Origin of the sequence: Halocynthiibacter styelae (genome assembly GCF_016123485.1) — a bacterium.
GTDB classification, from domain to species: domain Bacteria; phylum Pseudomonadota; class Alphaproteobacteria; order Rhodobacterales; family Rhodobacteraceae; genus Halocynthiibacter; species Halocynthiibacter styelae.
Genome location: NZ_JADCKQ010000008.1, coordinates 122340 through 144330, shown reverse-complemented (window position 1 = coordinate 144330; position 21991 = coordinate 122340). Strand labels below are relative to the sequence as shown.

Here is a 21991-nt window from a genome sequence, read left to right as displayed (position 1 = left end):
ACCGATGAAGAAACAAGACGCTATGAACCGAGACTGGATCGCCACCGCACGCACATTGTCCCAGGCCCTGCCGTATCTGCAACGCTATGATGGGGCGATTGTTGTGATCAAAATGGGTGGTCACGCTATGGGCGACGACGAAGCAATCGCAACCTTTGCGCGCGATGTGGTGTTGATGCAGCAAGTGGGCCTGAATCCGGTGATCGTGCATGGCGGTGGGCCGATGATAAACGAAATGTTGGCGAAACTGGATATTAAATCTGAATTCGTGAACGGTAAACGCGTCACGGATGAGGCCACGATAGAAGTGGTTGAAATGGTTCTTTCTGGTCGCGTGAACAAGAAGATCACGCAGGCGATAAATGCCGAAGGGGGCCGCGCGGTTGGGCTGTCTGGCAAAGATGCAAATATGATCACATGTGATGTGACTGACCCGGCGCTTGGTCTTGTTGGTACACCGGCCGAGGTCGACACAGGCGTGCTGCAAACTCTGTTTGACGCGGATACGATTCCGGTGATTGCTCCGCTTGGTGTCGGCCGCAATGGCGAAACGATGAACATCAATGGCGACACTGCCGCGGGTGCGGTTGCTGCAGCATTGCAAGCTGATCGTCTGCTGCTGTTGACGGATGTGGATGGTGTGCGTGACGCGTCTGGCGAAGTGGTGACTGAACTGACAGTCGAGCATATCCGCAAGATGACCGCGGATGGTGTGATTGCCGGTGGCATGATTCCAAAAACTGAGACCTGTCTGGATGCGATCAAGGGGGGGGTTCGGGCTGCGGTGATCCTGGATGGGCGCGCGCCAAATGCCTGTCTGCTGGAATTGTTCACCGATCACGGTGCCGGGTCCATTATTCGCGCTGACGCCTGATCCTCCTGACAGAAGGCTGTCAGCAGGGGTGTTTTATATCCTGCGGGCAACCAGACAACAGGAGATCAAAACATGTCTGTTCTTGAACGCGTTCGTTTCAAAACTATTCCGGGTACCAATGAGGCTGCCTTCCTGAAAGCCGCAGAAGCGACAAGCATCTGGGCAAAACAACAGCCCGGCTTTATGTATCGTACGCTTGTGAAAGACGGGGATCATTGGGAAGACCTCGTTTATTGGAACAATGAAGCCAATGCAAAAGCCGCCGGCGAAGCCTTTGTGCGCGCCCCGGAAAACGCGGAACTGGGCGCAATGATCGCGCCTGACACAGTCGTGATGTCGCACCTGCCGCAAATGCATGAAGCATACGCGAAGGGCTATTGACCGGTTCTGTGCCTGTGATCATATGGGGTCTATGGAACATGAAGCCCTGATCCGCTTAAGCATTTTTCTGGGCCTCTTTGCGCTTTTTGCCAGCATTGAGGCCTGGATTCCCCGTCGCCCCCGCGCATTACCGCGCCGGAACCGTTGGTTTACGGCCTGGTCAATGACGCTGCTGAATACGCTGACATTGCGACTAATGGCACTGGTCTTGCCGCTGCTTGCAGTGGGTGCGGCGGCGGATGCCCAGACGCAGGGCTGGGGGCTGTTGAATGCGGTTACACTGCCGTTCTGGGTCGAAGTTGTAATTGCGGTCCTTGTACTGGATTTCGCTATTTGGTTTCAGCATCTGGTGACCCACAAAGTCCCGCTTCTCTGGCGTCTGCACCGGGTCCATCACGCAGATCGTGACATGGATGTCACCACTGCAATTCGGTTTCACCCCGTTGAAATTGCGCTGTCTATGCTGATCAAAATCGGGGTGGTCTATGCGCTTGGCCCTGCTGCAATTGCAGTTGTGATCTTTGAGGTCATGCTGAACGGGACCGCGATGTTTAACCACGCCAATATGCGTTTGCCGCAGTCGGTTGACCGTATTGTACGCCTGATCCTGGTGACGCCGGACATGCACCGCGTCCACCATTCAGTGCACCGCCATGAACATGACAGCAACTATGGCTTTGCCCTGTCGATCTGGGATCGGATGTTTGGCACCTATATCGCCCAGCCCGAAGCTGGTCATGACGACATGGAAATTGGCTTGTGGTGGCGGGATGAACGTCCGGCAAAACTGGGGTGGAGCCTGTGGCTGCCGTTTCAAAAAAAATAGAACATATGGCAAATGCGGCCGGTCTGACGATTGGCGGCATGCTGTGGGACGGGGATGACACAGTCATCCTGCTGATCACGCGTGAGCCAGGGTTCTGGTCCCTTTTCACGCAATCCGAAGAATACCAGGACGGTAAATCGGATCCGTTAGATCGCTGGTCTGAACGTGTCATCCGGAATATCGGGGACGAACTTCAGGCAAAGCCCTCGTTCCCTTCCGACGGGCCACCTTATCCCCCATTTGTTTCATGGGCGATCAAAAGTGGCGAGGCCTGGTCGTCACCTGTTCAGATACTGGTGCATCGAACAGCGGGCATGATGTTGTCTTTGCGCGGGGCGTTGCGCGTGAAAGGGCGGCTTTCTCTTTCACCGCTTACTGCAATTTCGCCGTGTAAAACCTGTGTCGATAAGCCCTGCCAAACGTTCTGCCCGGTCAACGCGCTGACCGGGGAAACATATGATGTTATTGCATGTCAGAACCACCTGCGCCTTCCTGAAGGTGCAGATTGTCTGAAAGGTGGCTGTATTGCCCGGCGAACCTGTCCGGTAAGCCTGAAAAGCGGGCGCCTTCCTGAACAGTCTGAATTTCATATGCGGGCCTTTTTGAAATGAAAGGCGACCAAAGGAGTTTAAGACATGTTTTATCGATTGATTATTGCAAGCGCTTGTCTTGCATCGCCTGCCTTTTCTGAAATGGACCCTTGCGTCGTTGGGTCCTGGCGCGTTGATCCGGAAAGTTTTGAAATGCAGTTCAAACAGGTTTCTGGGGCGGAAGAGGCATTTATTGAGGGCGGGCTTGTCATGTCTGTCGGCGCGGACGGACAAAGCAGTTTCACCCTGAATGATCTTCTCATCAGCAGTCGTGTCGCGGGTCAGCCACGCACCGTGATGTTTCTGAATGGCGGATCTGCTTTTTCATTGGATCCACAGGATCAGATCTTTATTTCCATTCTTGATCATATGCAGATCAGTGTCGAAGTGCATATTCCCGATCTGGCAGGAATACCACCGATGGAGATGAGATTTACTGAGGATGATCTTGAAGGTGTATCAGGGATATTTGCAACAGCCTCCGGAGCGTATACCTGTAATGAAAGTGAGCTGGTCCTTCTTCCTGAAGAGGAAGGCAGCATTCCCTATATCTGGTACAGGATTGAACCCGAGGAATGACAAAACGACTGATACTGATGCGTCACGCAGAATCTGGCTGGAAAGGATCTGAAGTGGATGATCATGACCGATGCCTGACACAACAGGGTGTTTCTGATGCACATGCTGGCGGGGCGTGGCTGGCGAAAAAGGCGCATTTGCCTGACGTTGCCCTGGTGTCTACGTCCCGTCGAACACGGGAAACCCTTACGGCTGCGCAGGAAAACATGCCTGACTGTGCGGTGGGTTTTTTGCCCGAACTCTATCTTGGCAGTCCCGGGCGACTGTTATCTGTTCTGCAGCAGCGGTCTGAAAACACAGTTATGATGATTGCACACAACCCCGGAATAGCCGCGCTGGCCGCCGGCCTGCTGGCCGGGCGGTTCCCGCACCCCCAGTTCCGGACCTACCCAAGTGGGGCAATTTCGGTGATTGATTTTGATCTGACGTCTTGGAGCGATATTCAACCTGCAAGCGGGCTTGCCACTGACTTTGTGATACCATCTGAATTTTAAGGCGATCGTCAGGTTTCGGCAGCCCGGCGTTGCGCTATTGATTTCTGTGCTGACAGTTGTTTTTGTTGCAGGTTCTGAGTGGCCTGTTGGCGACCAAATTGCTGCCGGGCCTTTAGTTCAGCTTCTTCCGCAATGACATTCAGCTGGGCCAGCGCGCTGTTATGCGTGATGATTTTCTTCTGATGCCATGCGTTCCAGGTTTCTGCGTGCAGAATAGCCTCAATGGGGTTTTCAGAGGCCACGGCCAGGCGGTGTATTTCCGCCTTCTTACGTCGCAGATCTTCGATAGCTTTTTGATGCCCGGCCTGTTGTTGTCTTATGCTGTGCAATTCAGCCAATGCGGCGTCCAGCATGATATCGGACACTTGCTTCATTCGTGTGAACACATCTTTCATCCGTTCTCTCCGGGCGTTTCTGTGCGAAATACGTTGCGCGCTTTGCTACGGATTTCATCGGCAAAGCGGATGGCTGCGGCGACGGCTTTGTAATGATCGCGCAGAATTTCCTGCCCGATATCTACCGTTGCAAACAACGCGCGTGCCGTGGGCGGATCACGTTGTATCGGGATGCCAGCTTCCTGTGCCCGCTCTCTGATTTTGAACGCGACTTCGTCCACACCTTTTGCCACGCAGACCGGGGCCTGCCCTGACCCTCGATCCCATTTCAATGCAACAGCGAAATGTTCCGGATTTACAACGATGACATCGGCTGTAGCAACTTCGGTCAGCATCTGGTTCATCGCAATGGCCTGACCTTTCTGGCGGCGGTGTTGTTTGAAGTGGGGATCGCCTTCCTGGTTTTTATGTTCATCCTGAAGTTCTTTGCGTGACATGCGATGTTTGCGCAAATGCTCCTGACGTTGCCAGAAGAAATCAACCGCACCGATTGTCAGCGCGATCAGAAAAACCAGACCAAGAAATCGCAAGGTCATCGTGGTGAGCAACAGGGTGACCCCGCCTGGATCCAGATGAATGGCTCCGATAATCTCTTCGGTCCGGGCGATCAGGAACAGCCAGGCCAGGCTGCCGTAGATCGCGAGTTTGGTGAAGCTTTTGAAAAACTCAAACAACCCGCCGCGCCCGAACTTGTTCTTTGCTCCGGAAATTGGTGAAATTCTTGATAGTTTTGGTTTGAGTTTCTCAGGGGCGAAAATCAGGGCGCGTTGGGCGATAAAAGCAACAAGGACAAAGAGTGCCGGAATAAGAAAGATGGAAACAAGACCGCTGCCAAGGACACGCAGCCAGGAACCGGCATAAGTGCTGGCAGATCCGTCAAAAAAATGTCGTGAGATCTGATCGGCATTCCCAAGCATCTGCATCATCATCACCCCGGCCGATTGCACCATATAGCTGCCAGTCATGAGAAAGCTGAGCAGAAATCCCGCATATAGCGCTGCGGTGCCCAGATCCGCGGATCGCGGGACTTCGCCTTTTTTACGTGCATCATCCAGCTTCTGCTGTGACGCTTCATATTCTTTTTCTGTATCATCATCAGGTGCGGACATGTTGTGACCTCAGAAAGGGGCCAGAAAGAAAGCTTCGACAGCGCTTTTCCAGGACAGAAGCAAAACCGGCGCAGCCGCAATCATCAAAAGCATGCCACCTGCTGTGATCGCCGGCGCACCTACAAATGTCACCATCAGCTGCGGCATGGCACGGTTGATGATGCCAAGGGCGAAATTATACACGAGAGACGCGATCAGGAATGGGGCAGAAAGCGTAAATGCCAGGGCGAAAACACGAACCAGACCGTTGACGCCCCATTCGGTCAACGCCTGTGCGTCGGGCAATCTGCCAAAGGGAAGTATTGTGTATGACAGCAGGAGATATTCTGCCAACCGGACATGAAGGTCATTCATGACAGCCAATGCAAGCCCGGCGAAAAACAGAATATGTCCGATGGCAGGGGCGGGTTCGCCAGCGCCGCCAAATATCTGAGACAATGACGTGGATTGTGCTGCGATTGTACCGGCAGTTTGCAATGCAAGTACGAAGAAACGGATCGCAAGCCCAAGCGAGAGACCAATGATGATTTCTGCCATAAACCCAATGCCAATCTGTGCGGGGGACTCGGGAAGGTGGAACAACTGACTGACAGCAGGCGCCAGGATTGCTGTAAACATCAGAGCCAGTAAAAGACGGATGCGTGCTGGTAACATCTGTTCTCCAAAGGCTGGAAAAACCGCCATGGCAGCACCAACCCGAAGGAAAACAGCCCCGCCAACCCAGAGTGTCTGGGACCCGATATTTGCCAGGAACTGCATCAGTTCATTCATGCAGGCACGAGACCGATGAGGGCAGGCTGGCAGTCGCTGCCCACCTCTTCAAAAGAAAAGACGGGGTTCTGAATGCCCCGCGCAGACAGTACTGTTCGCAGAAAACGGCGGCGTAATCGTGAGGTAATGACCGCCGGATATATGCCTTCGTTCCCGGCATTTGCGATTTTTTCCGCCACACTGTTTGCCAGTTTGTTGAAGTCATCCGGGGGCAGGGCAACATCGACCTGACCGCGCTCTCCTTCGATCTGGTAACTCGAAAATCTCTCTTCCCATTCTGGTGCCAGTTGCAACAATGGAAGGCTGCCATCCGGGCGTTTGTGTTCCGAAATCAGCTGAAACCCAAGGCGTTGACGCACATATTCACAAATGGATTCCGGGGTTGCCCCGGTGCTGCGTGCCTCAGCGATACTTTCAAGAATTAAAGGCAGATTGCGGACAGATACACGTTCTTCCAGCAAGAGCCGCATCACTGCAAGCAACAGGTCGGGGGGTACTTTTTCAGGGATCAGGTCGTCCAGTAGCCTTTTGTTGCTGTTCGCTCGTGTCTGATCTGTCAGGTTGGTAAATTCTGTCAGCAACCGGTTCAGAGATTTAAGGGTCAGCAGCCGGGAAAAATTCTTTTTGATCACTTCCAGCAGATGAGTTGCCAGAACCTCTGCCGGGGCGACAATCGTAGCACCTGTGACAGTTGCATCGTCCTGATGTTCCCGACTGATCCAGCGGGCCGGTGCTTGATAGACAGGTTCCTGAATATCTTCCCCCGGGGGCAAAAGGCCGGGGTTGTCTGACATCAGAGCCATGACCATATCCGGTTGCAACCTGTCCCGCGCTTGCTCGACCCCCTGGATGTACATCACATAGGTACCAGGCGGCAGGATCGCGTTATCGGTCAGGCGAATTTCTGGCAGTATAAGACCAAACTCTTCCGCAACATGGGAACGCATATTATTAATACGGGCGTCCAGTCCAGTGGCGCTGTCCAGAACCATACTGACCAGATCCGGCGCAAATTCCACATGCAGGTCATCCAGATCCAACATATCGCCCAGTGATTTTTCAGCCGGTACAAGATCACCTTCAGCCAGGGTGTCATCCTCGGATGTTTGTGTTGGTGGGTTACGGAACAAATAATAAGCGGCCCCACCAACAAGACCTGCCCCAAGCATGAAGGGAATAAAGGGAAGGCCTGGCACCAGCGCAAAAAGAGCCATCAGAACAGAAACCGTCACCAGAGCCTGCGGATATTTCCCCAACTGATCGGCCAGTGCCAGATCTGTGGAACCGGTTGTGCCGCCTCGTGCAAGAAGCAATGCAGCAGCAATCGAGATGATGACCGCTGGGATCTGTGTGACCAGCCCATCCCCCACCGTCAGGATCGTGTATGTTTCGAAGGCCCGGCTCAGATCCATTCCATGAACAGTTACGCCGATCAACAAGCCGACAATCAGGTTCAGAAGCGTGATCAAAAGGCCCGCGATCGCGTCGCCCTTAACGAACTTTGACGCGCCGTCGAGAGACCCAAAAAAGGTGGTTTCTGCCTGTTCTGTGGCACGTCGTTCTTTTGCTTCGGCATGATCGATTGCGCCTGCGGCCATGTCGGCGTCAATCGCCAGCTGTTTGCCCGGCATGGCATCCAGGGCAAACCGGGCGCCCACTTCGGCCATGCGTGCGGCACCTTTTGTAATGACCATGAAGTTGACGATCATGAGAACGCAGAAAATTACGAGCCCCATAAAGACGTTTCCGCCCATCACAAAATTTGCAAATCCCTGAATGACTTCTCCGGCTGCACTTGTACCGGTATGGCCGTTTCCGATGATCAGCTTGGTCGAAGACACATTCAGAGACAATCGCAACATGAGCGATGCCAGCAAGATGGTTGGGAATGACGAAAAGTCCAGCGGGCGCTGAATAAACAGCGTGACGGTAAAGATCAGAATTGCGAGCGCAAATGAGGTTGCCAGGCCGACATCCAGCATCCAGGCCGGGACTGGCAGGATCATCATCACAATGATTGCCATCAGTGCAATTGCAAGCAGGATTGTCGGACGAAAGATGTCCTCGGCTCGAAGAAGGCCAGACATTATTCCGACGATCCAATCAGACGGTTGCCATTCCCGGGGGTGTGCAGAGCAACCAGTGAGCCATGGGTTCGGGCACCTGATGCCGGCTGAAGCAGGGGATACAGGTTCTGTCGTGGAACCTGCTGAGGGGGTTGGCTTGCAACAACTGTAGGGGACGGCAATTGAGGCGATATTTCCGGCGCATTGCGGATGACTGCAGCCCGGAACTGACGAAACCGTGCTTTATATCGGTTGGCGTATCTGGGGGTTCGGGAGTGGTAAGCTCCGGCGGCCTCATCCCAGTTTCCTTTTTCGGAATACAGTTCAGACAGATAGCGTGCGGCATAGCGCGCGTTTGCAAGCGGATCGAACATTTCCTCGATTGATGAGAAATGTTGCCCGTGCCACCGATAATTTATCTGAAAACAACCAACATCAAAGCTTCGGGCACCGCGCTGAAAGTTCTCATTTACATATTGCAGTGCTTCCGAAGGGGCGTCGAACCACCGGCCGGCCCCTTCCATATTAACGGTCCAGGGCCAGGGACGGGTTTCACCGTCGCGTCTGCGGCCGGTTTCCGTGCGTGTAATGGCCTGCAGAACTGATACGGGAACACCACTTTCGACTGCTGCCTGATGCGCGACCTGATCACAGATCTGATCACCTGGGGCTGAGGCCAGCCCTTGCAGGGGAAGTCCGAGAAAAAGTGATAACAAGACTAGAGAGACAGGTTTCGCGAAGAAACTGATCGGATGAAAAATAGGCCTTAAGGTTTTTAGATGCATCTGGGTCGCCGTTCTGACTGACTTGTATAATCTCAGGCTATGCGGCGAATCTTTATAATGGGTTACTCTGATATGAAATTGTCCGACTGATTTTCCTGAAGCTCGGTTTCCTGAAAAATTGTTACAATGGTCGCACGGTCTGACTGACTGCGCGTAAGCAATGCCCGAACGGAAGTCAGATCCCCGGTCGCAGCGTTTGGTGGAATATCGGGAAGTTCCTGGCGCAGCATAATATCGGCAGCAGCTTGCCTGGCTGGGGAAGAGGGTGTTGCGATCAGAGCTGCCCAATCGCCATCACGCCACAATAGCTCCGAAGCCCGTTCGGTTTGTTGCTGTCTGTCCGCCAGCCGGGCAGCGGCCTTGAAATTGGCATTTTTTTCCAGCAGTTTCAGCCTGAGCATATCCGCTTCATTCCCGCTGAGCCCCTCAAGAAAACCAAGCGCGTCGGTATAATCCCCGAGGATGTACGCCGCCTGCGCATGCAGCAACCGGTCATCAGCTGTAAGCGATGTGGAGCTGTCCAACATGGTTATACCGGCATCTGCCATGCCAAGGGTAATAAGACGTTCAGCGAAGTTGCGCCGGGTATTTACCATGATGTCGGCGTTCTGGATCGTGTTGCGATGCAGGTAATATGATGCCAGAAAATCACTGTCGGATGGGGTTTCCAGCAACTTTCGCGCAAGTTCTTCCCAGGCGAATTTCATATCATAATCCTGAACTTTGCCTGTCAGAGACTGGAGAAGCTGTATCGCTTTTCCCAGTTGTTGTTGCTGGCTGTATGAACGTGCCAGCAGATATTGAAGCCGGATTCCCTGTTCTGATCCACTATGTTCAAAGGCCAGTGCTTCTGCATTTTCCAGGATGGTCGGCGCAATTGAGGTCTGTTGTTCGAGCGCAGATTTCATGAACAGTTCAAGCGCATCCAGAGACAATTGTGAGTTGCCTTGAATGAGGTCTGACAATATCACTTGGGCTTCTTCAGTTTGCCCTTCTGAGTGATTTATCTCGGCCTGCGCCAGCTCAAATTCCGGGTGAGGATATTCAAGGGTGCGTTCAATGGCCGTTCTTAGCATTTCAGCGCGCGAAGTATCGCCTGAACGTGAATATATTCTGATCAATCGCGATCCATAAAGCGTACGCAGATGTGGCGGCAGGGACGTTGCAAATTCAATGACGGCGTCATGGTCTACCCCCTGGGCGGGGACAACGCGATTTGTCAGCATAGCCCAGAAGGCACCTGCGTTTGGGCAATTTTGTAAAGAAGGTAAGGGGCCGTCCGGGATTTGAGGAAGATTGTCTGAAAGCGCAGCAATTTGCCGGAGCGCGCGAATTTGATCAGTTTCTTTTGGCAGGAGATCCAGTGTGCGCGAGGCTTCTGCACCGAATGTTGCGTAAAGATACGCCTGCACGAGCGAGATCGCGGCAGGCTGCTGCAGTTCGTCGCGCGCATTCAAAAGCCCGCGGCGCTGCTGTGCCAAACCCGTGCTTATCTCACTTTCTGTTCCCCAGGTTCTGATATCCAGATCATCACCCAGGCTGCAATTCAGGCGTTCATCTATAACGCCTATACCCGCAAGAGCACCCAAAACCCCACGGTCGATACTGGTGTCTGCATCAATGTTAAGATGAGAGCGAATTCCGGTTTCTCTGGGCCTGGCTGATGTTGGTTCAGGGTCGGTCATTTGTACCGGAACCGACGGCGGGGGGGCAGGAATGTCGGGTAAATGGGCGTCCAGAAGTCCCTGACTGGCGGCGCGTTCAAGTTCCCGGAGTAAAACACGTTCAGTTTCAGCGCGTCTCTGGTCTCTATTGGGCCGCGGTTCAGAAAGTTCATTGCCAGCGGGGGAAGGTACAGGTGTTGGCGGATCCTGGTTCGCCATTGGTGTTTCCGGTACCGACAAGAGCAAAGGCGGCAGGTTACTATGTGGTTGTTGCAGATTTGTGGAACGTGGAAGCTGCAATGTTACAGAAGGTTCGATTGCAGCCTTTTGATCCATATGTTCAGGCAGAGCAGACTCCGGTTGCGCGGCCAGTCGTGGTTGTGCGGGTTCCTCAATAAGCTGCGTAAATGGTATCTCGTAGATGGAATTCAGGTTTGCGGCGCCCTCTTTGATGTCCAACACTAATCTGCTCGCACGGAAGTTAAATGCGCTGATATGGCAGGAACAGGTGACAGTCAGAGAAAGGCTTCTGCTCTCTGGGAGAAATTCGATTTGTTCAAGATGCCTGCGGGATATCTTGCGAAACACATCACTCAGATCCGGAGTGAAGTCACTCTGATCTATCTGAAGCATGTATCCTTCTTCACTGCGGCCCAAGCGCCAGTCCGGAATTTCACCTTGGAAATCAAGCACAAGCCGGGAGAAACCCGGATGTTCGCCAGAGCGCAGAGTGACGTTTTCTGCAACAGCGCCGTTGGCTGACAGGAACATGATGAAAAGCAGAATACTTTTTGAAGCAAGGTGCAATCAGGCGGCTCCTTTCTTAACTTCTTTGAGAGCATCTTCCAACTCTGAGAAGGATGGCCGGTTCTGGCCTGGTGTGTTCTGTCGCCCGACTTCGATACAGATGTTTGTTGCGTGGTTGTGCAGGTTTGCGACCAGGACTTCCCGGATCAGCTGATAAAAATGGGCGTCATCTTCGACAACCGTTTTTACCCGTGAAGCCATAGGCCCAACAATGCCATAGGCCAGAAAAACCCCAAGGAATGTTCCGACAAGCGCGCTGCCAATCATTTTACCAAGAACTTCGGGCGGTTGATCAATTGACCCCATCGTTTTGATAATGCCCAGAACCGCGGCCACAATTCCCAGCGCTGGCAGACCATCTGCGAGCGATTGGAGAACATGGCTGGAATGAAGCGCATGATGCAGGTTGGAATCCATACGTTTTTCCAGAACCTCTTCGACCTGATGGGGATCATCATAGTTCATGGAGGCCGAACGCATCGTGTCACAAATCAGGTTTACGGCTTCTTTGTCGGACAGAATTTTTCCATATTTCCCAAAGATCGGCGATGTGTCTGGTTGTTCAATATGTTCTTCCAGCCCCACCGGATTTTGGCGGGCCAGCCGGATCAGTTCAAACAGAAGGCAAAGAAGATCCCGATAGTCTTCGGGAGCCCATTTCGTGCCTTTGAAGACTTTCCCAATGTCTTTGAGCGTATGTTTGATGCCGCCCATATCGTTTGACAGGGCCGTTGCGCCAACAGCAGCGCCGCCGATCATCATCATCTCAAATGGAAGTGCTTTCAGAATAACACCCATTTTCCCGCCCGCGGCGAGATATCCGCCAAAGACCATGACGAAAATGATTATAATACCGACAATGCCAATCAAGACGCAGGCTCCAACCAGGGGCAGAATTAAATCTGCGGGGAAAGTCTCTTCAACCTTGCAGAAGATAGTTAAAAAATTCTGTCACAAGATGTGCTTATTCTCGCGGTGCATTGGCATTTCGTCCGGCCAGAACAATACTGATGCGATAAGCAGTTTCTGGCTCAAGGCCGGCAAATACAGCTGCCGCCGCATCAGGGCGCATACGGCCCAGAAATCCAGCGGCGAATTCATTATCCATAGTCTCAAATAGTGCGGCTGCATCTTTGGGCTTCATGTTCTCATAAACCGAAGTCAGTCGTGTCAGGTCATCTTCTGCAGCGGTTGAAGATCGCGACATTGTAGCCTGCAAGGCATTCTCTGCTGCGATCAGACGGTCAATATTTGCTTCATATGCAACCTGGGCCACGTTCAGGGCCTGCATCCGGTCTTCGATGTGGCGTTCTCTGGCTTCCAGCCTGACCTGCCTGAGATCCAGGTCATGTAACAGGTCAGCAATGCCATCTTCCGGAGGAATGCAGCTTTGACGCACATGACCTTTGCCTGATGTTTCTTCAGTCATCTCCGAAATTTCCCGCGCGATTGCCTGCCCGGTTTCTCCGCTCAGACGGGCCAGTGCCGACAAAAGAAACAGCATCATGACCGTTAGCAGGGCCCCGCGACCTTTCTTCCGGCTTCGCTTTTTCTGCCTGTGTTGCGACTTTGAATGTGCGCTCTCAGTTTCTGACTTTCTTCGGAAAAGGCGTTTCATTGTGCGACCTCGGCAGCAGGGCGAGGATGACGCAGAAAGAGAATGTCAGAGGGTTCACTGTCTGTGTCCTGCATCGGGGGCGTCGCGTTTTGTTGTTTCGCTGCCGGCGGTTGCACCGGGGCAGATGTTTTGTGTGGCTGTGTCTCTGGCGGGGCGGGAAGATCATGCATAGATGCGACCAGAAGTTCCAGCCGGCGGGCTGCAGTTTCCGCACGACCGGTCAGTTCCCCCAGTGAGTCAGTTGATGAAATCGCAGCGGTTTGTGCCTCTTTCAGGGTTTTGGTCATGTCATCAACCTGCATACTAAGGACAGCCACCGCGCCCCCGACCCCTTGTTCGAGATCATTAAATTTCTGCAGTCTGCGGGAAAGAACAAAACAATAAAGAGATGCCCCCAGGACACCAGCAACAAGAAGAATATCGGCGATCAAGTTCATGTTGTTCCCCTAATTTACGACAAATTCAGATATAAGCAGGTCTCTGACCCGTTCTTCCCCCGCGACGATCTGTATCCTGCGCAGCATCTGAGACCGCAGCCGGATCAGAGAGCCGGGTTGTTCAAGTTCTTCAAGATCCACCGCCCGCAGATAGTTGTTCAGCACATCAAGAATACGGGGCAGCAAAAGCGTGACATCTGCTTCAGCCTGTTGGTTCACTTCAAGATGCGCAACAAAGCGCAGATGTGCGGTGCGGGAACTTTGACGCAGATTGATGACCAGCGGGTCAAGTTCAATAAATGCAATTCCATTCAGAGGTTCTACAAGAATGGGTTCTTCCTCGGCCATTTCTGGTGCGGCGTCGCTCCCAAGGATCAGACCACTGGACGCTGCAAAAAAGCCTCCGCCAGCCCCTGCGCAGGCAAGGACCGCCCCGATGATAAGCGGGAGTTTGGATTTTTTTGCCGGACCGTCTTCCTCGGTCCCATCTGATGTTTCGTCGTCCGCCATAGTGCACCGGTTTTTTGCTTCCTCACGACTATAGGCTGCCAAGAGCTAACCGATTGTTAAGGCTGTTGAGGGAATGTGAAGACATGACGGGCAGAAGCCGCGTCTTTACAGGAGTATTAAATTGCAGCAGGTCATTTCTGTCTGGGCCGGTCTTGATGGTCGCCGTCGAATCACTGTTATGGTCGCCACGCTGGCCATGTTCGCCGCTGTTCTGGCCCTAACCCGAATTGCTGCCACACCAGGCATGTCACTGCTCTATGCGGGGCTGGAAGCTTCCGCTGCTGGGGATGTTGTGTCTGCGCTGGAACAGCGTGGGGTGAAATATGAAGTGCGCGGCAATTCGATTTATGTCGAAGGTGACCAACGCGATACATTGCGTATGACGCTTGCCAGCGAAGGGCTGCCCGCGACCGGTGGAGCCGGGTATGAATTGCTTGATAATCTGTCTGGATTCGGAACCACGTCACAGATGTTTGACGCGGCCTACTGGCGTGCAAAAGAAGGTGAACTGGCGCGTACGATTGTTGCAAGTTCTGCGGTGCGCAATGCCCGGGTTCACATTTCAAACATGGCGACAGGGTCTTTTCGCCGGGAATCTCGGCGTTCAGCTTCTGTAACTGTAACCCCTTCAGGCAGCGGATTTTCGACGGCGCATGCCCAGGCTTTGCGCAATCTGGTAGCTTCTGCTGTTTCCGGGCTTAACCCCGATTCCGTATCCGTGATCGATGCGCAAAGCGGCAAGGTTATCGGCGCAGATGATGCCACATCCCGGATCGCCGGGAACGACAGGGCAGCCATGCTGAAAGATGCTGTCAGCCGTTTGCTGGAAGCGAGGGTCGGGCCAGGCAATGCGGTGGTCGAAGTCAGCGTAGAAACTGTGACCGAACAGGAAACCATTGTTGAGCGCACGGTTGACCCGGAATCCCGTGTGGCGATCAGCACTGACACCACCGAAACGTCAAATAATACTGAAGACAGCCGCAGTGGCGGGGTGTCTGTTGCCAGCAATTTTCCGGAAGGTGATGTCGCCGGGGCCGGTGGTTCTTCGAATGCCCGGGCGAACGAAACCCGCGAGCGTACAAATTTCGAGATATCTGAAACACAAAGGGAAGTGCTGCGCCAGCCGGGTGCAATCAGACGGCTGAGTGTTGCAGTTCTCGTGAATGGTGTGTCCACTCTGGATGGCGTGGGGGAAACAGTTCTGACACCCCGGAGCGATGAAGAACTGGCTGTGCTTCGGGAACTGGTGGCCTCTGCAGTTGGATTTACGGAATCCCGCGGAGATGAAATTACCATCCGCTCGCTTCAGTTTGAACCTGTTGCCACTGCCGGATCAGAGCCGATCTCCGGGTTTATGCAGAATATGCATATCGACGTTATGACAATTGTTCAGCTGACCGTTCTGGCGATTGCCGCAATTCTTTTGGGGATTTTTGTTGTTAAACCAATTCTGACAGCGCCGCTGGTTCAGCAGACAGTCGCATCTGCACCAGCAGGGCTTCCGGCCCCTGCGGCATCGGATGCGCCGGCACCTCAGATTCCTGAATTTAATGTCTCTCCTCCGCCGCCTGGCAGTTTGCCAGAACTGCCAGGGCAGATCCTGACAGGCGAAATTGACAGCAGCTTTGTACCAGAAGGCGGGATGTCGGTTGTTGATGATTTTGATTTGCCTGATGATTTCACAGGCGGTGACCCGGTCGCACGGCTGAAGGATATGATTGAAGACCGCCAGGAAGAAGCAGTTGAAGTGCTGCGCAGCTGGATGGAAACATCTGAGGAAACCACCTGATGGCACCTCTGAAGCTGGAAGAATTTGACATACAGCCAGTAAGGGCGTCGGCACCTGCAGGCGCTCAACCGGCGGCTCAGGATCATGTTCAGTCAGAAGAGGCAAAGCTTGAGGCCTTTGAAAACGGCTACAAAGCTGGCTGGGATGATGCCGCAAAATCGCATGCGGAAAACCTTGACAATGTATCGGTTGAACTGGCGCGGAACCTGCAGGAGCTTTCCTTCACCTTTCATGAGGCCCGCGCACAGGTTCTGAAGGACATGCGCGCTGTTTTCAGTGAGCTTATGGAAAAGATAATGCCCCGGATTGCGGCGGAAAATCTGCCGGCCATGATCGCCGAACAAATCACTGAGATTGCCCGTTCCGACGTGAATACCAGGATTGAACTGCAGGTTCATCCTGCCAATGCACAAAGTGTGGAAAACCTTCTGCCCGCGCAAAATAGTCTTGATGTGGTCGTCGTTGGCGAAGCTTCGCTTGGGGAAGGACAGGCACGGCTGGTGTTCGCTGAAGGGGAGCAGATTGTGGATCTTTCGGGGGTCCTTGCTGCGGCACAGGAGAAAACTGAGGGATTTTTCAATCTGAATGAAAAGGTCGTATAAATGAATGATAATCTTGATACTGATGCCCTGAATGAACTGTCAAATCAGGACAATCCATTTAACCAGGTTCCGATCGAAATTACGATTTCGGTGGGCCGTGCGCGCCCGATGGTCAAAGAACTGCTGTTGCTTGGGCCGGATGCTGTTCTGCCGCTGGATCGGGGAGTGGATGACCCCGTGGAGCTATACGTCGGTGATAAGCTGATTGCACGCGGGGAGCTTCAGGAAGTCGAAGATGATCCGAATGGTCAGCTTGCTGTCCGTCTGACAGAAATTGCAGATCTGCAGAACGGACTGTAACATGAGACCTGTGCGACTAAGGCAGATCCTGCCTTCTTTTGACATATATATCGCGATTTTTAGTTTGCTTTTTATCGTATTATCCCAACCTGCATCCGCACAGGACCTGAGTGTGTCGTTCGGAGAAGGCAGTTCACTGACGGCACGCGGTATTCAGCTGTTTATTCTGATCACATTGCTATCCGTTGTGCCGGGGCTGGCTATCATGATCACCTGCTTCCCGTTTATTGTGACGGTTCTGTCCATTCTGCGTCAGGCCATTGGGTTGCAGCAGGCGCCGCCGAATATGCTGATTGTCAGTCTGGCGTTGTTTTTGACATATTTTGTTATGGAACCTGTGTTTACTGCCTCCTGGCGGGGCGGGATAGATCCGCTCCTTGCCGGAGATATTGAGGTAGAACAGGCCTTTAATCAGGCGCTGGATCCGTTCCGGGGGTTTATGATCGCCAGAATTGAACCAGACACATATGAAGCCCTTGCAGAACTGCGGCCCGGGGACCCGGCTGATCTGAATCGGAATACCGCCTTATCTGTTATGGTGCCTTCTTTTCTGCTCAGTGAAATCTCCAGAGCCTTCGAAATCGGATTTCTGGTATTCCTGCCCTTCCTGATCATTGATCTGGTTGTCGCCGCGATACTGATGTCGATGGGCATGATGATGGTCCCGCCGGCTGTGGTTTCCCTGCCGTTTAAGCTGGCGTTCTTTGTGGTTGCTGACGGCTGGACGCTTTTATCAGGCGCACTTGTACGCAGCTACTTCTGACGGATGTTCAGAAAAAGCGAAGCTGATATTTTCCAAATCCGTCAGGGCCGGGCCCCGCGGCGATGATGCCGGGAGTCCCGGTCTTTGAAAGGTATCGTACGGCTTCGGGGTTACTTTCAAACTCAGCCTTGGTGTCTGGATGTGAAGAAAACTGCCAGGGGCTACGGGCAGTAAATCGCAGATCCGGGTGCGATCTGAAATACGTTACAAGAATGTCCCGGATGCTGTCACGGCTGTCATAAATTACGGAATTGCGACTTAACCCCGGAAAATTCCCACCGCCAGAGGCCCGATAGTGATTTGTCGCCACCACAAATTTCTGGGTGTCACGGACCGGCACGCCTTTCCACGTCAGGTTCCGGATGCGCCCGGATGAGGATGCCAGCGCGCTTCCTTCGGGTGAAAATCCGGCCGGGCGCACGGGGTCAATCTGGTACTGCACGCCCTGAATTATATCGAAATTATACCCTGGGAAATCGGGCTGAATCAGCTGCTGGTTTTTCATGCCTCGCGTGATCCTTCTGAAAGCTGCGGCAGAACGTTCAAGCCAGGCGCGCAGGCCCGCCCCGGTCACACAGACGGCACAGATGGTGTCCGGATACAAATATAAATCAGCGATATCCCGATATGTGATACTGCCCGGCTTAACATGCGTATAATAGTCGGGGCCTCCACGGGCGCCGGCTTTCAGGGGGGCTGAGGCGGACAGAAGAGGCAGCGATGCATATTCTGTCCGGGATAATGCGTTCCGGATGTGAAAGGCTTGTGCTGCGCAGATAATGTCAACAGATGGTGCGTGGCCGGCAAAAGCGAAGTAGTTGTGCAGGGGCGTATCAATGCTTCCGACTGGCCGCCTGATATATGCGAGTGTTTGTTTGTGTGCTTCAATCGCGACAGCAGCCACCTCGGGCCTTTCGGGAACACAAGGGGTTATATCCTGGCTGGGGGCAGGCGGCGCAACCTGACAAAGGCTGCTCTTGTGTTCAATAATTTTCCATTGGCCCCCCTCAAAATCCAACTTCAGATCAATCACGCCAAGATGTGAACCGGCAAATCCGGCCATAACGGCGGGTTTGCCGTGCAATGTGCCGACCTTTACATCAACGCCTTTTCGTCCCGAAAAGCTGTCAGATGGGAAAAGCAGGTGTTGGTGCCCACATAAAATGACATCAATCCCGTGCAGAGCCGCGAGTTGAAGCCCTGCATCTTCCTGATCCCCAGGATGATCGGTGAAACCAATGCCTGAATGGTTCAACGCAATGATAAGGTCAGCACCCGCCGCTTTCATTTCCGGCACCCATGCAATGGCGGTTTCAAGGATGTTCCGCGTTTCTATCTGTCCCGTCAGGTGATGATCCCAGATCATGATCTGAGGCGGCGTAAACCCTATCACACCAACCCGGATCAGACGTTCTATCCCAGATCGATCAGCCACCTTTTTTTTCAAGAATGGTGTAAGGCCTGAACAGATGGGTGTCTTCCCGCGGTGATAAGGCCTTTTCTGTAAGCACATTGGCTGAAACGAAAGGGAAAAGTGCACCGGATGCTGTACGTTTCAGAAACTCCAGCCCGTAGTTGAATTCATGATTGCCCGGAACCGCAGCATCAAAGCCGATAACATTCATCGCTTTTATGAAGGGGTGAATGTCATTTTTTGGGCGGCCCTCATGCGCCAGATAATCCCCAAGCGGGGTGCCCTGAAGAAAGTCTCCATTGTCAAACAGCAGGGAATTCCTGGCTTCGGATCGGCGGAGACGGATCAAAGAGGCCAGTCGCGTCAGGCCAAAGTGTTTTACAGGTTGATCGCTGTAATAGTCATACGGAAAAATATGCGCATGAAGATCCGTTGTTTCCAGAATCTGTAAATGTGTCTGTGTGTCGGTCATTGGTTTGGAAAACGGATGCATATTCAACGTGGTTGCTCCAGGGACTACGGATTGGTTCAGGGGGAACATCGGCACTGATTGCTATCGGGTTCATGGGCACAGAGCTCTGCGAAAGAATTTCTGGCATTCCAATGTTTTGTACGTTGCCAGGGAATTCAATCAAAAATCAACCCTGGATTGTAAATTGATATTCAGGCAGTTGCGAACTTCGGGTGATCATGTCAGTCAGAGAGCAGGCGATCTTACAAACAAACCCACAATACCGGAGACCGTTATGAAACACGCTGAAACTGTGACCTTCGGGGGCGGTTGTCTTGATCGTTCTGCTGAATTGCGGGGGCAGGCTGATGTCATCGCGGGCCATCTGAATGGTGCAAAGGCGAAGGTATTTCCTCTGTGGCGCGGGCGTGTTCTGGTGTCAGATACGCCAGCTGTCCGGTCCGTTTCTCTTCCTGTCACGCATGACTTGTTCCAACATGGGCAGGACTCCCCGGTATTTCTTGGCTTTGACGGGGAATACAGCTGCTTTGCAATAGACATCTCTTCGTGGGTGCCGGATGATTTTGATGCAGATAGTTTCAGCAAGTTTCACGATACAACAGTCTATACGCACCCAAACGTGCCAGACGGGGCAGGTTTTCGGGAATTGCGCAGTGTGATGACACAACTGTCTGCAACGGATGCAGAAGTTCTGGCCACAGCTAAGGCACTTTTTTCCTGGCATGAAAGCCATCAGTTCTGTGCGAAATGTGGCACGAAAAGTGAGATGGCGGAAAGCGGCTGGCAGAGAAACTGTCCGTCCTGCAAAACCCCGCATTTTCCGCGGACTGATCCGGTTGTGATTATGCTGATCACGCATGGGAACGATGTTCTGATCGGTCGCAGCCCCGGTTGGCCGGAAGGTATGTATTCTTTGCTTGCGGGCTTTGTCGAACCCGGCGAAACGCTTGAAGCCGCCGTTCGGCGTGAAGTTAACGAAGAAGCGGGGATTACCGTTGGCCCTGTCTCATATCTGGCCAGTCAGCCCTGGGCTTTTCCTTCATCGCTTATGTTTGGGTGTGCGGGCGAAGCGACCAGCAGGGATATAAAGATAGACCCGTCTGAGATCGAAGATGCCAGGTGGATCTCTCGGGAAGAGATGGCAAAAGCGATGCGCGGGGAGCACCCGGAAATTCTGCCTGCACGGGAAGGCGCAATTGCGCATTTTATTTTGTTTCACTGGCTGTCAGATACGTTAAAGTAACCTGATCGTGTTTTTTAAAGAAGTGGTGAGAAATGAAATTTACGGCGAAGCATGACCTGGAAGCTCCGGTTGAAGGCGTATTTGCAAGGTGTTCAGATTTCGCTGCCATTGAAAGGGCTGCCCTTGAACGCGGTGTCGAGGTGACGCGACGGTCTGTTTTGACGCAGCCAGGTGCACAGCTGGGCTGGGATGTCAGGGTTAAATTGCGTGGACGCGCCCGGGATCTTCAGGTGGAACTTGTCGGGTGCGACGCCCCTGACAGCGTTATCTATGTTATCGAAGGGGCAGGTGTGCGTTCCGAAGTGGTCACGGAATTCGTGTCCCTTGCCCGCAACCGTACCCGGATTCACGTTGCAATTGATACCCGGCCTAAAACGATGGGCGGGCGCCTTCTGATCCAGTCACTGAAGCTGGCAAAAGGCAGTCTGAACAGGAAGCTTAAGAAACGATTGTCTGACTTCGGGTTGCGCCTTGAAGAAGAAGTTGAACAGGTCTGAAGCTGTGCTTTTGCCGGGCAGTGCGCCCGGCAGCTCAGTGACGTTTCTGTGCGGCGGGATAGGATCCCAGAAGAATCAGCTCTGATGTGAAATACTGCAGCTCTTCCATCGCACGGCGCACACCGTCGTCATCCGGATGGCCTTCAATTTCAGCATAAAATCGCGTCGCCATGAAAGACCCGTCAACCATATAGCTTTCCAGCTTGGTCATGTTGACGCCGTTTGTCGCAAAGCCACCCATCGCCTTATAAAGCGCTGCCGGAATATTGCGGACGCGGAAAATAAAGCTTGTGACCATGCCCATTCCGGCATCGCCCCGGCGGGTGGTATCGGCCTCACGCCCCATCACAACAAAACGGGTGGTGTTGTGGCCGTAGTCTTCCAGACCTTCCGCCAGAATATTCAATCCGTGAATTTTCCCGGCCAGGGATGACGCAAGCACACCTTCACCTGGTGTTTTGTTCCGGGCCAGATCTTCAGCGGCGCCGGCACTGTCCACCGCAGCAATACCTTCAATGTTATGTGCTTTCAGAAACGCTGCGGATTGCGGCAACAGCACAAGATGGGCGCGCACTGTATGAATGTCCTCCAGCGCAACACCTTCCGGTGCCAGCAGGCTGATACGCACACGGACAAAAGTTTCATCAACGATATGCAGCCCGCTGTCAGGCAATAAACGGTGCATATCTGCAACACGGCCATAGGTGGAATTGTCAATCGGCAGCATGCCAAGATCGGCTTTTCCGCTGTTCACGGCCGCAATCACGTCTTCAAAGGTCTGACAGGGTAGGGGATCAAGATTCGGGCGTGCGTTCACGCAGGCTTCGTGGGAATAGGCGCCCAATGCGCCCTGGAATGCGATTTTCCCTGTTTTCATCACTATTGTCCTGTTTCAGATCCGTTTTCCGCCACATTTTTCACGAAAGGGGCGGTTCGTCGCACAAACTACATCTTGCGTCACACCAGGGGAAGCGGATAGATAGGCTGAAACCCCGTCCGGCACGG

Annotated in this window: 25 protein-coding genes; 12 read left to right on the top strand and 13 right to left on the bottom strand. The window is 53.2% G+C overall.

Annotation, left to right across the window (positions count from 1 at the left end; genetic code table 11):
• The first annotated feature begins 4 nt into the window (after positions 1-4).
• The 6 genes from argB to H1D41_RS11950 all read left to right on the top strand — a co-directional run bounded on the left by argB (position 5) and on the right by H1D41_RS11950 (position 3744).
• Positions 5-874, top strand: coding sequence for an acetylglutamate kinase (gene argB / locus H1D41_RS11975; protein ID WP_228849125.1), 870 nt, complete (start codon positions 5-7; stop codon positions 872-874).
• Between the two features lie 72 nt (positions 875-946).
• Positions 947-1255 (top strand): hypothetical protein, encoded by a 309-nt coding sequence (locus H1D41_RS11970; protein WP_228849124.1) that lies wholly within the window; start codon positions 947-949, stop codon positions 1253-1255.
• A 31-nt stretch (positions 1256-1286) separates the two neighbouring features.
• The gene (locus H1D41_RS11965) at positions 1287-2081 is read left to right on the top strand and encodes a sterol desaturase family protein (RefSeq protein ID WP_228849159.1); all 795 of its coding nucleotides are present in this window, start codon (positions 1287-1289) and stop codon (positions 2079-2081) included.
• 5 nt (positions 2082-2086) lie between these two features.
• The gene (locus tag H1D41_RS11960; RefSeq protein WP_228849123.1) at positions 2087-2692 is read left to right on the top strand and encodes a ferredoxin; all 606 of its coding nucleotides are present in this window, start codon (positions 2087-2089) and stop codon (positions 2690-2692) included.
• Between the two features lie 24 nt (positions 2693-2716).
• Entirely contained in the window at positions 2717-3250 is a 534-nt protein-coding gene (locus H1D41_RS11955; RefSeq protein ID WP_228849122.1) for a hypothetical protein, read from the top strand.
• A complete protein-coding gene (locus H1D41_RS11950) occupies positions 3247-3744 on the top strand; it encodes a SixA phosphatase family protein (protein ID WP_228849121.1) in 498 nt (165 codons plus the stop codon). The genes H1D41_RS11955 and H1D41_RS11950 overlap by 4 nt, the downstream gene beginning before the upstream one ends.
• An 8-nt stretch (positions 3745-3752) precedes the next feature.
• Here H1D41_RS11950 and H1D41_RS11945 read toward each other — a convergent pair whose 3' ends face one another.
• From H1D41_RS11945 to H1D41_RS11900, 10 genes are all read right to left on the bottom strand, one after another.
• Complete coding sequence (locus H1D41_RS11945) at positions 3753-4139, bottom strand: hypothetical protein (protein ID WP_228849120.1); 387 nt, start codon at positions 4137-4139, stop codon at positions 3753-3755.
• On the bottom strand, positions 4136-5248 hold the full coding sequence (locus H1D41_RS11940) for an EscU/YscU/HrcU family type III secretion system export apparatus switch protein (protein ID WP_228849119.1): 1113 nt from the start codon (positions 5246-5248) through the stop codon (positions 4136-4138). Before H1D41_RS11940 ends, H1D41_RS11945 begins: the two co-directional genes overlap by 4 nt.
• Positions 5249-5257: 9 nt before the next feature.
• Positions 5258-6007, bottom strand: a complete 750-nt coding sequence (locus H1D41_RS11935; protein ID WP_228849118.1) for a flagellar biosynthetic protein FliR — start codon at positions 6005-6007, stop codon at positions 5258-5260.
• Between the two features lie 8 nt (positions 6008-6015).
• Entirely contained in the window at positions 6016-8106 is a 2091-nt protein-coding gene (gene flhA, locus H1D41_RS11930; protein WP_228849117.1) for a flagellar biosynthesis protein FlhA, read from the bottom strand.
• On the bottom strand, positions 8106-8801 hold the full coding sequence (locus H1D41_RS11925) for a transglycosylase SLT domain-containing protein (protein ID WP_228849116.1): 696 nt from the start codon (positions 8799-8801) through the stop codon (positions 8106-8108). Before H1D41_RS11925 ends, flhA begins: the two co-directional genes overlap by 1 nt.
• Positions 8802-8932: 131 nt before the next feature.
• Positions 8933-11341 carry a tetratricopeptide repeat protein gene (locus H1D41_RS11920; protein WP_228849115.1) on the bottom strand — a complete coding sequence of 803 codons (2409 nt, stop codon included), beginning with the start codon at positions 11339-11341 and terminating at the stop codon, positions 8933-8935.
• Positions 11342-12211, bottom strand: a complete 870-nt coding sequence (motA, locus tag H1D41_RS11915; RefSeq protein WP_228849114.1) for a flagellar motor stator protein MotA — start codon at positions 12209-12211, stop codon at positions 11342-11344. It abuts the gene before it with no gap.
• 94 nt (positions 12212-12305) lie between these two features.
• The gene (locus H1D41_RS11910; protein WP_228849113.1) at positions 12306-12848 is read right to left on the bottom strand and encodes a MotE family protein; all 543 of its coding nucleotides are present in this window, start codon (positions 12846-12848) and stop codon (positions 12306-12308) included.
• 107 nt (positions 12849-12955) lie between these two features.
• Positions 12956-13396 carry a hypothetical protein gene (locus H1D41_RS11905; RefSeq protein WP_228849112.1) on the bottom strand — a complete coding sequence of 147 codons (441 nt, stop codon included), beginning with the start codon at positions 13394-13396 and terminating at the stop codon, positions 12956-12958.
• 9 nt (positions 13397-13405) lie between these two features.
• Positions 13406-13906 (bottom strand): flagellar basal body-associated FliL family protein, encoded by a 501-nt coding sequence (locus H1D41_RS11900; protein WP_228849111.1) that lies wholly within the window; start codon positions 13904-13906, stop codon positions 13406-13408.
• Between the two features lie 121 nt (positions 13907-14027).
• Here H1D41_RS11900 and fliF point away from each other — a divergent pair, with 121 nt between their 5' ends.
• From fliF to fliP, 4 genes are read left to right on the top strand one after another with little or no spacing between them, the layout of a single operon-like run.
• Entirely contained in the window at positions 14028-15695 is a 1668-nt protein-coding gene (gene fliF, locus H1D41_RS11895; RefSeq protein WP_228849110.1) for a flagellar basal-body MS-ring/collar protein FliF, read from the top strand.
• A complete protein-coding gene (locus H1D41_RS11890) occupies positions 15695-16297 on the top strand; it encodes a hypothetical protein (RefSeq protein WP_228849109.1) in 603 nt (200 codons plus the stop codon). Before fliF ends, H1D41_RS11890 begins: the two co-directional genes overlap by 1 nt.
• Positions 16298-16597 carry a FliM/FliN family flagellar motor switch protein gene (locus tag H1D41_RS11885; RefSeq protein WP_107495020.1) on the top strand — a complete coding sequence of 100 codons (300 nt, stop codon included), beginning with the start codon at positions 16298-16300 and terminating at the stop codon, positions 16595-16597.
• 1 nt (position 16598) lies between these two features.
• On the top strand, positions 16599-17360 hold the full coding sequence (gene fliP, locus H1D41_RS11880) for a flagellar type III secretion system pore protein FliP (protein WP_267473673.1): 762 nt from the start codon (positions 16599-16601) through the stop codon (positions 17358-17360).
• 7 nt (positions 17361-17367) lie between these two features.
• Here fliP and H1D41_RS11875 read toward each other — a convergent pair whose 3' ends face one another.
• Positions 17368-18795: a 5'-nucleotidase C-terminal domain-containing protein gene (locus H1D41_RS11875; protein ID WP_228849108.1), complete on the bottom strand. Its 1428-nt coding sequence runs from the start codon at positions 18793-18795 to the stop codon at positions 17368-17370.
• Positions 18788-19267, bottom strand: a complete 480-nt coding sequence (locus H1D41_RS11870; protein ID WP_228849107.1) for a metallophosphoesterase — start codon at positions 19265-19267, stop codon at positions 18788-18790. Before H1D41_RS11870 ends, H1D41_RS11875 begins: the two co-directional genes overlap by 8 nt.
• Before the next feature lie 253 nt (positions 19268-19520).
• Between H1D41_RS11870 and nudC the strand changes: the two genes are divergently transcribed.
• Both nudC and H1D41_RS11860 read left to right on the top strand, forming a co-directional pair.
• Positions 19521-20489, top strand: a complete 969-nt coding sequence (nudC, locus tag H1D41_RS11865) for an NAD(+) diphosphatase (protein WP_228849106.1) — start codon at positions 19521-19523, stop codon at positions 20487-20489.
• Positions 20490-20521: 32 nt separating this feature from the next.
• On the top strand, positions 20522-20986 hold the full coding sequence (locus H1D41_RS11860; RefSeq protein ID WP_228849105.1) for an SRPBCC family protein: 465 nt from the start codon (positions 20522-20524) through the stop codon (positions 20984-20986).
• A gap of 34 nt (positions 20987-21020) precedes the next feature.
• On the opposite strand, the gene H1D41_RS11855 is transcribed toward H1D41_RS11860, so the two are convergent.
• Positions 21021-21863 (bottom strand): prephenate dehydratase, encoded by an 843-nt coding sequence (locus tag H1D41_RS11855; protein ID WP_228849104.1) that lies wholly within the window; start codon positions 21861-21863, stop codon positions 21021-21023.
• Positions 21864-21991 lie beyond the last annotated feature (128 nt).

Coding starts and splice junctions, on each gene's coding strand:
- H1D41_RS11855 (WP_228849104.1), bottom strand. CDS start 21,863: ATGAAAACAGGGAAAATCGCATTCCAGGGCGCATTGGGCGCCTATTCC.
- H1D41_RS11905 (WP_228849112.1), bottom strand. CDS start 13,396: ATGAACTTGATCGCCGATATTCTTCTTGTTGCTGGTGTCCTGGGGGCA.
- H1D41_RS11900 (WP_228849111.1), bottom strand. CDS start 13,906: ATGGCGGACGACGAAACATCAGATGGGACCGAGGAAGACGGTCCGGCA.
- flhA (WP_228849117.1), bottom strand. CDS start 8,106: ATGTCTGGCCTTCTTCGAGCCGAGGACATCTTTCGTCCGACAATCCTG.
- H1D41_RS11910 (WP_228849113.1), bottom strand. CDS start 12,848: ATGATGCTGTTTCTTTTGTCGGCACTGGCCCGTCTGAGCGGAGAAACC.
- H1D41_RS11860 (WP_228849105.1), top strand. CDS start 20,522: ATGAAATTTACGGCGAAGCATGACCTGGAAGCTCCGGTTGAAGGCGTA.
- H1D41_RS11940 (WP_228849119.1), bottom strand. CDS start 5,248: ATGTCCGCACCTGATGATGATACAGAAAAAGAATATGAAGCGTCACAG.
- H1D41_RS11965 (WP_228849159.1), top strand. CDS start 1,287: ATGGAACATGAAGCCCTGATCCGCTTAAGCATTTTTCTGGGCCTCTTT.
- H1D41_RS11945 (WP_228849120.1), bottom strand. CDS start 4,139: ATGAAAGATGTGTTCACACGAATGAAGCAAGTGTCCGATATCATGCTG.
- H1D41_RS11870 (WP_228849107.1), bottom strand. CDS start 19,267: ATGCATCCGTTTTCCAAACCAATGACCGACACACAGACACATTTACAG.
- H1D41_RS11955 (WP_228849122.1), top strand. CDS start 2,717: ATGTTTTATCGATTGATTATTGCAAGCGCTTGTCTTGCATCGCCTGCC.
- H1D41_RS11950 (WP_228849121.1), top strand. CDS start 3,247: ATGACAAAACGACTGATACTGATGCGTCACGCAGAATCTGGCTGGAAA.
- H1D41_RS11960 (WP_228849123.1), top strand. CDS start 2,087: ATGGCAAATGCGGCCGGTCTGACGATTGGCGGCATGCTGTGGGACGGG.
- nudC (WP_228849106.1), top strand. CDS start 19,521: ATGAAACACGCTGAAACTGTGACCTTCGGGGGCGGTTGTCTTGATCGT.
- H1D41_RS11890 (WP_228849109.1), top strand. CDS start 15,695: ATGGCACCTCTGAAGCTGGAAGAATTTGACATACAGCCAGTAAGGGCG.
- H1D41_RS11935 (WP_228849118.1), bottom strand. CDS start 6,007: ATGCAGTTCCTGGCAAATATCGGGTCCCAGACACTCTGGGTTGGCGGG.
- H1D41_RS11970 (WP_228849124.1), top strand. CDS start 947: ATGTCTGTTCTTGAACGCGTTCGTTTCAAAACTATTCCGGGTACCAAT.
- H1D41_RS11885 (WP_107495020.1), top strand. CDS start 16,298: ATGAATGATAATCTTGATACTGATGCCCTGAATGAACTGTCAAATCAG.
- argB (WP_228849125.1), top strand. CDS start 5: ATGAAGAAACAAGACGCTATGAACCGAGACTGGATCGCCACCGCACGC.
- fliP (WP_267473673.1), top strand. CDS start 16,599: ATGAGACCTGTGCGACTAAGGCAGATCCTGCCTTCTTTTGACATATAT.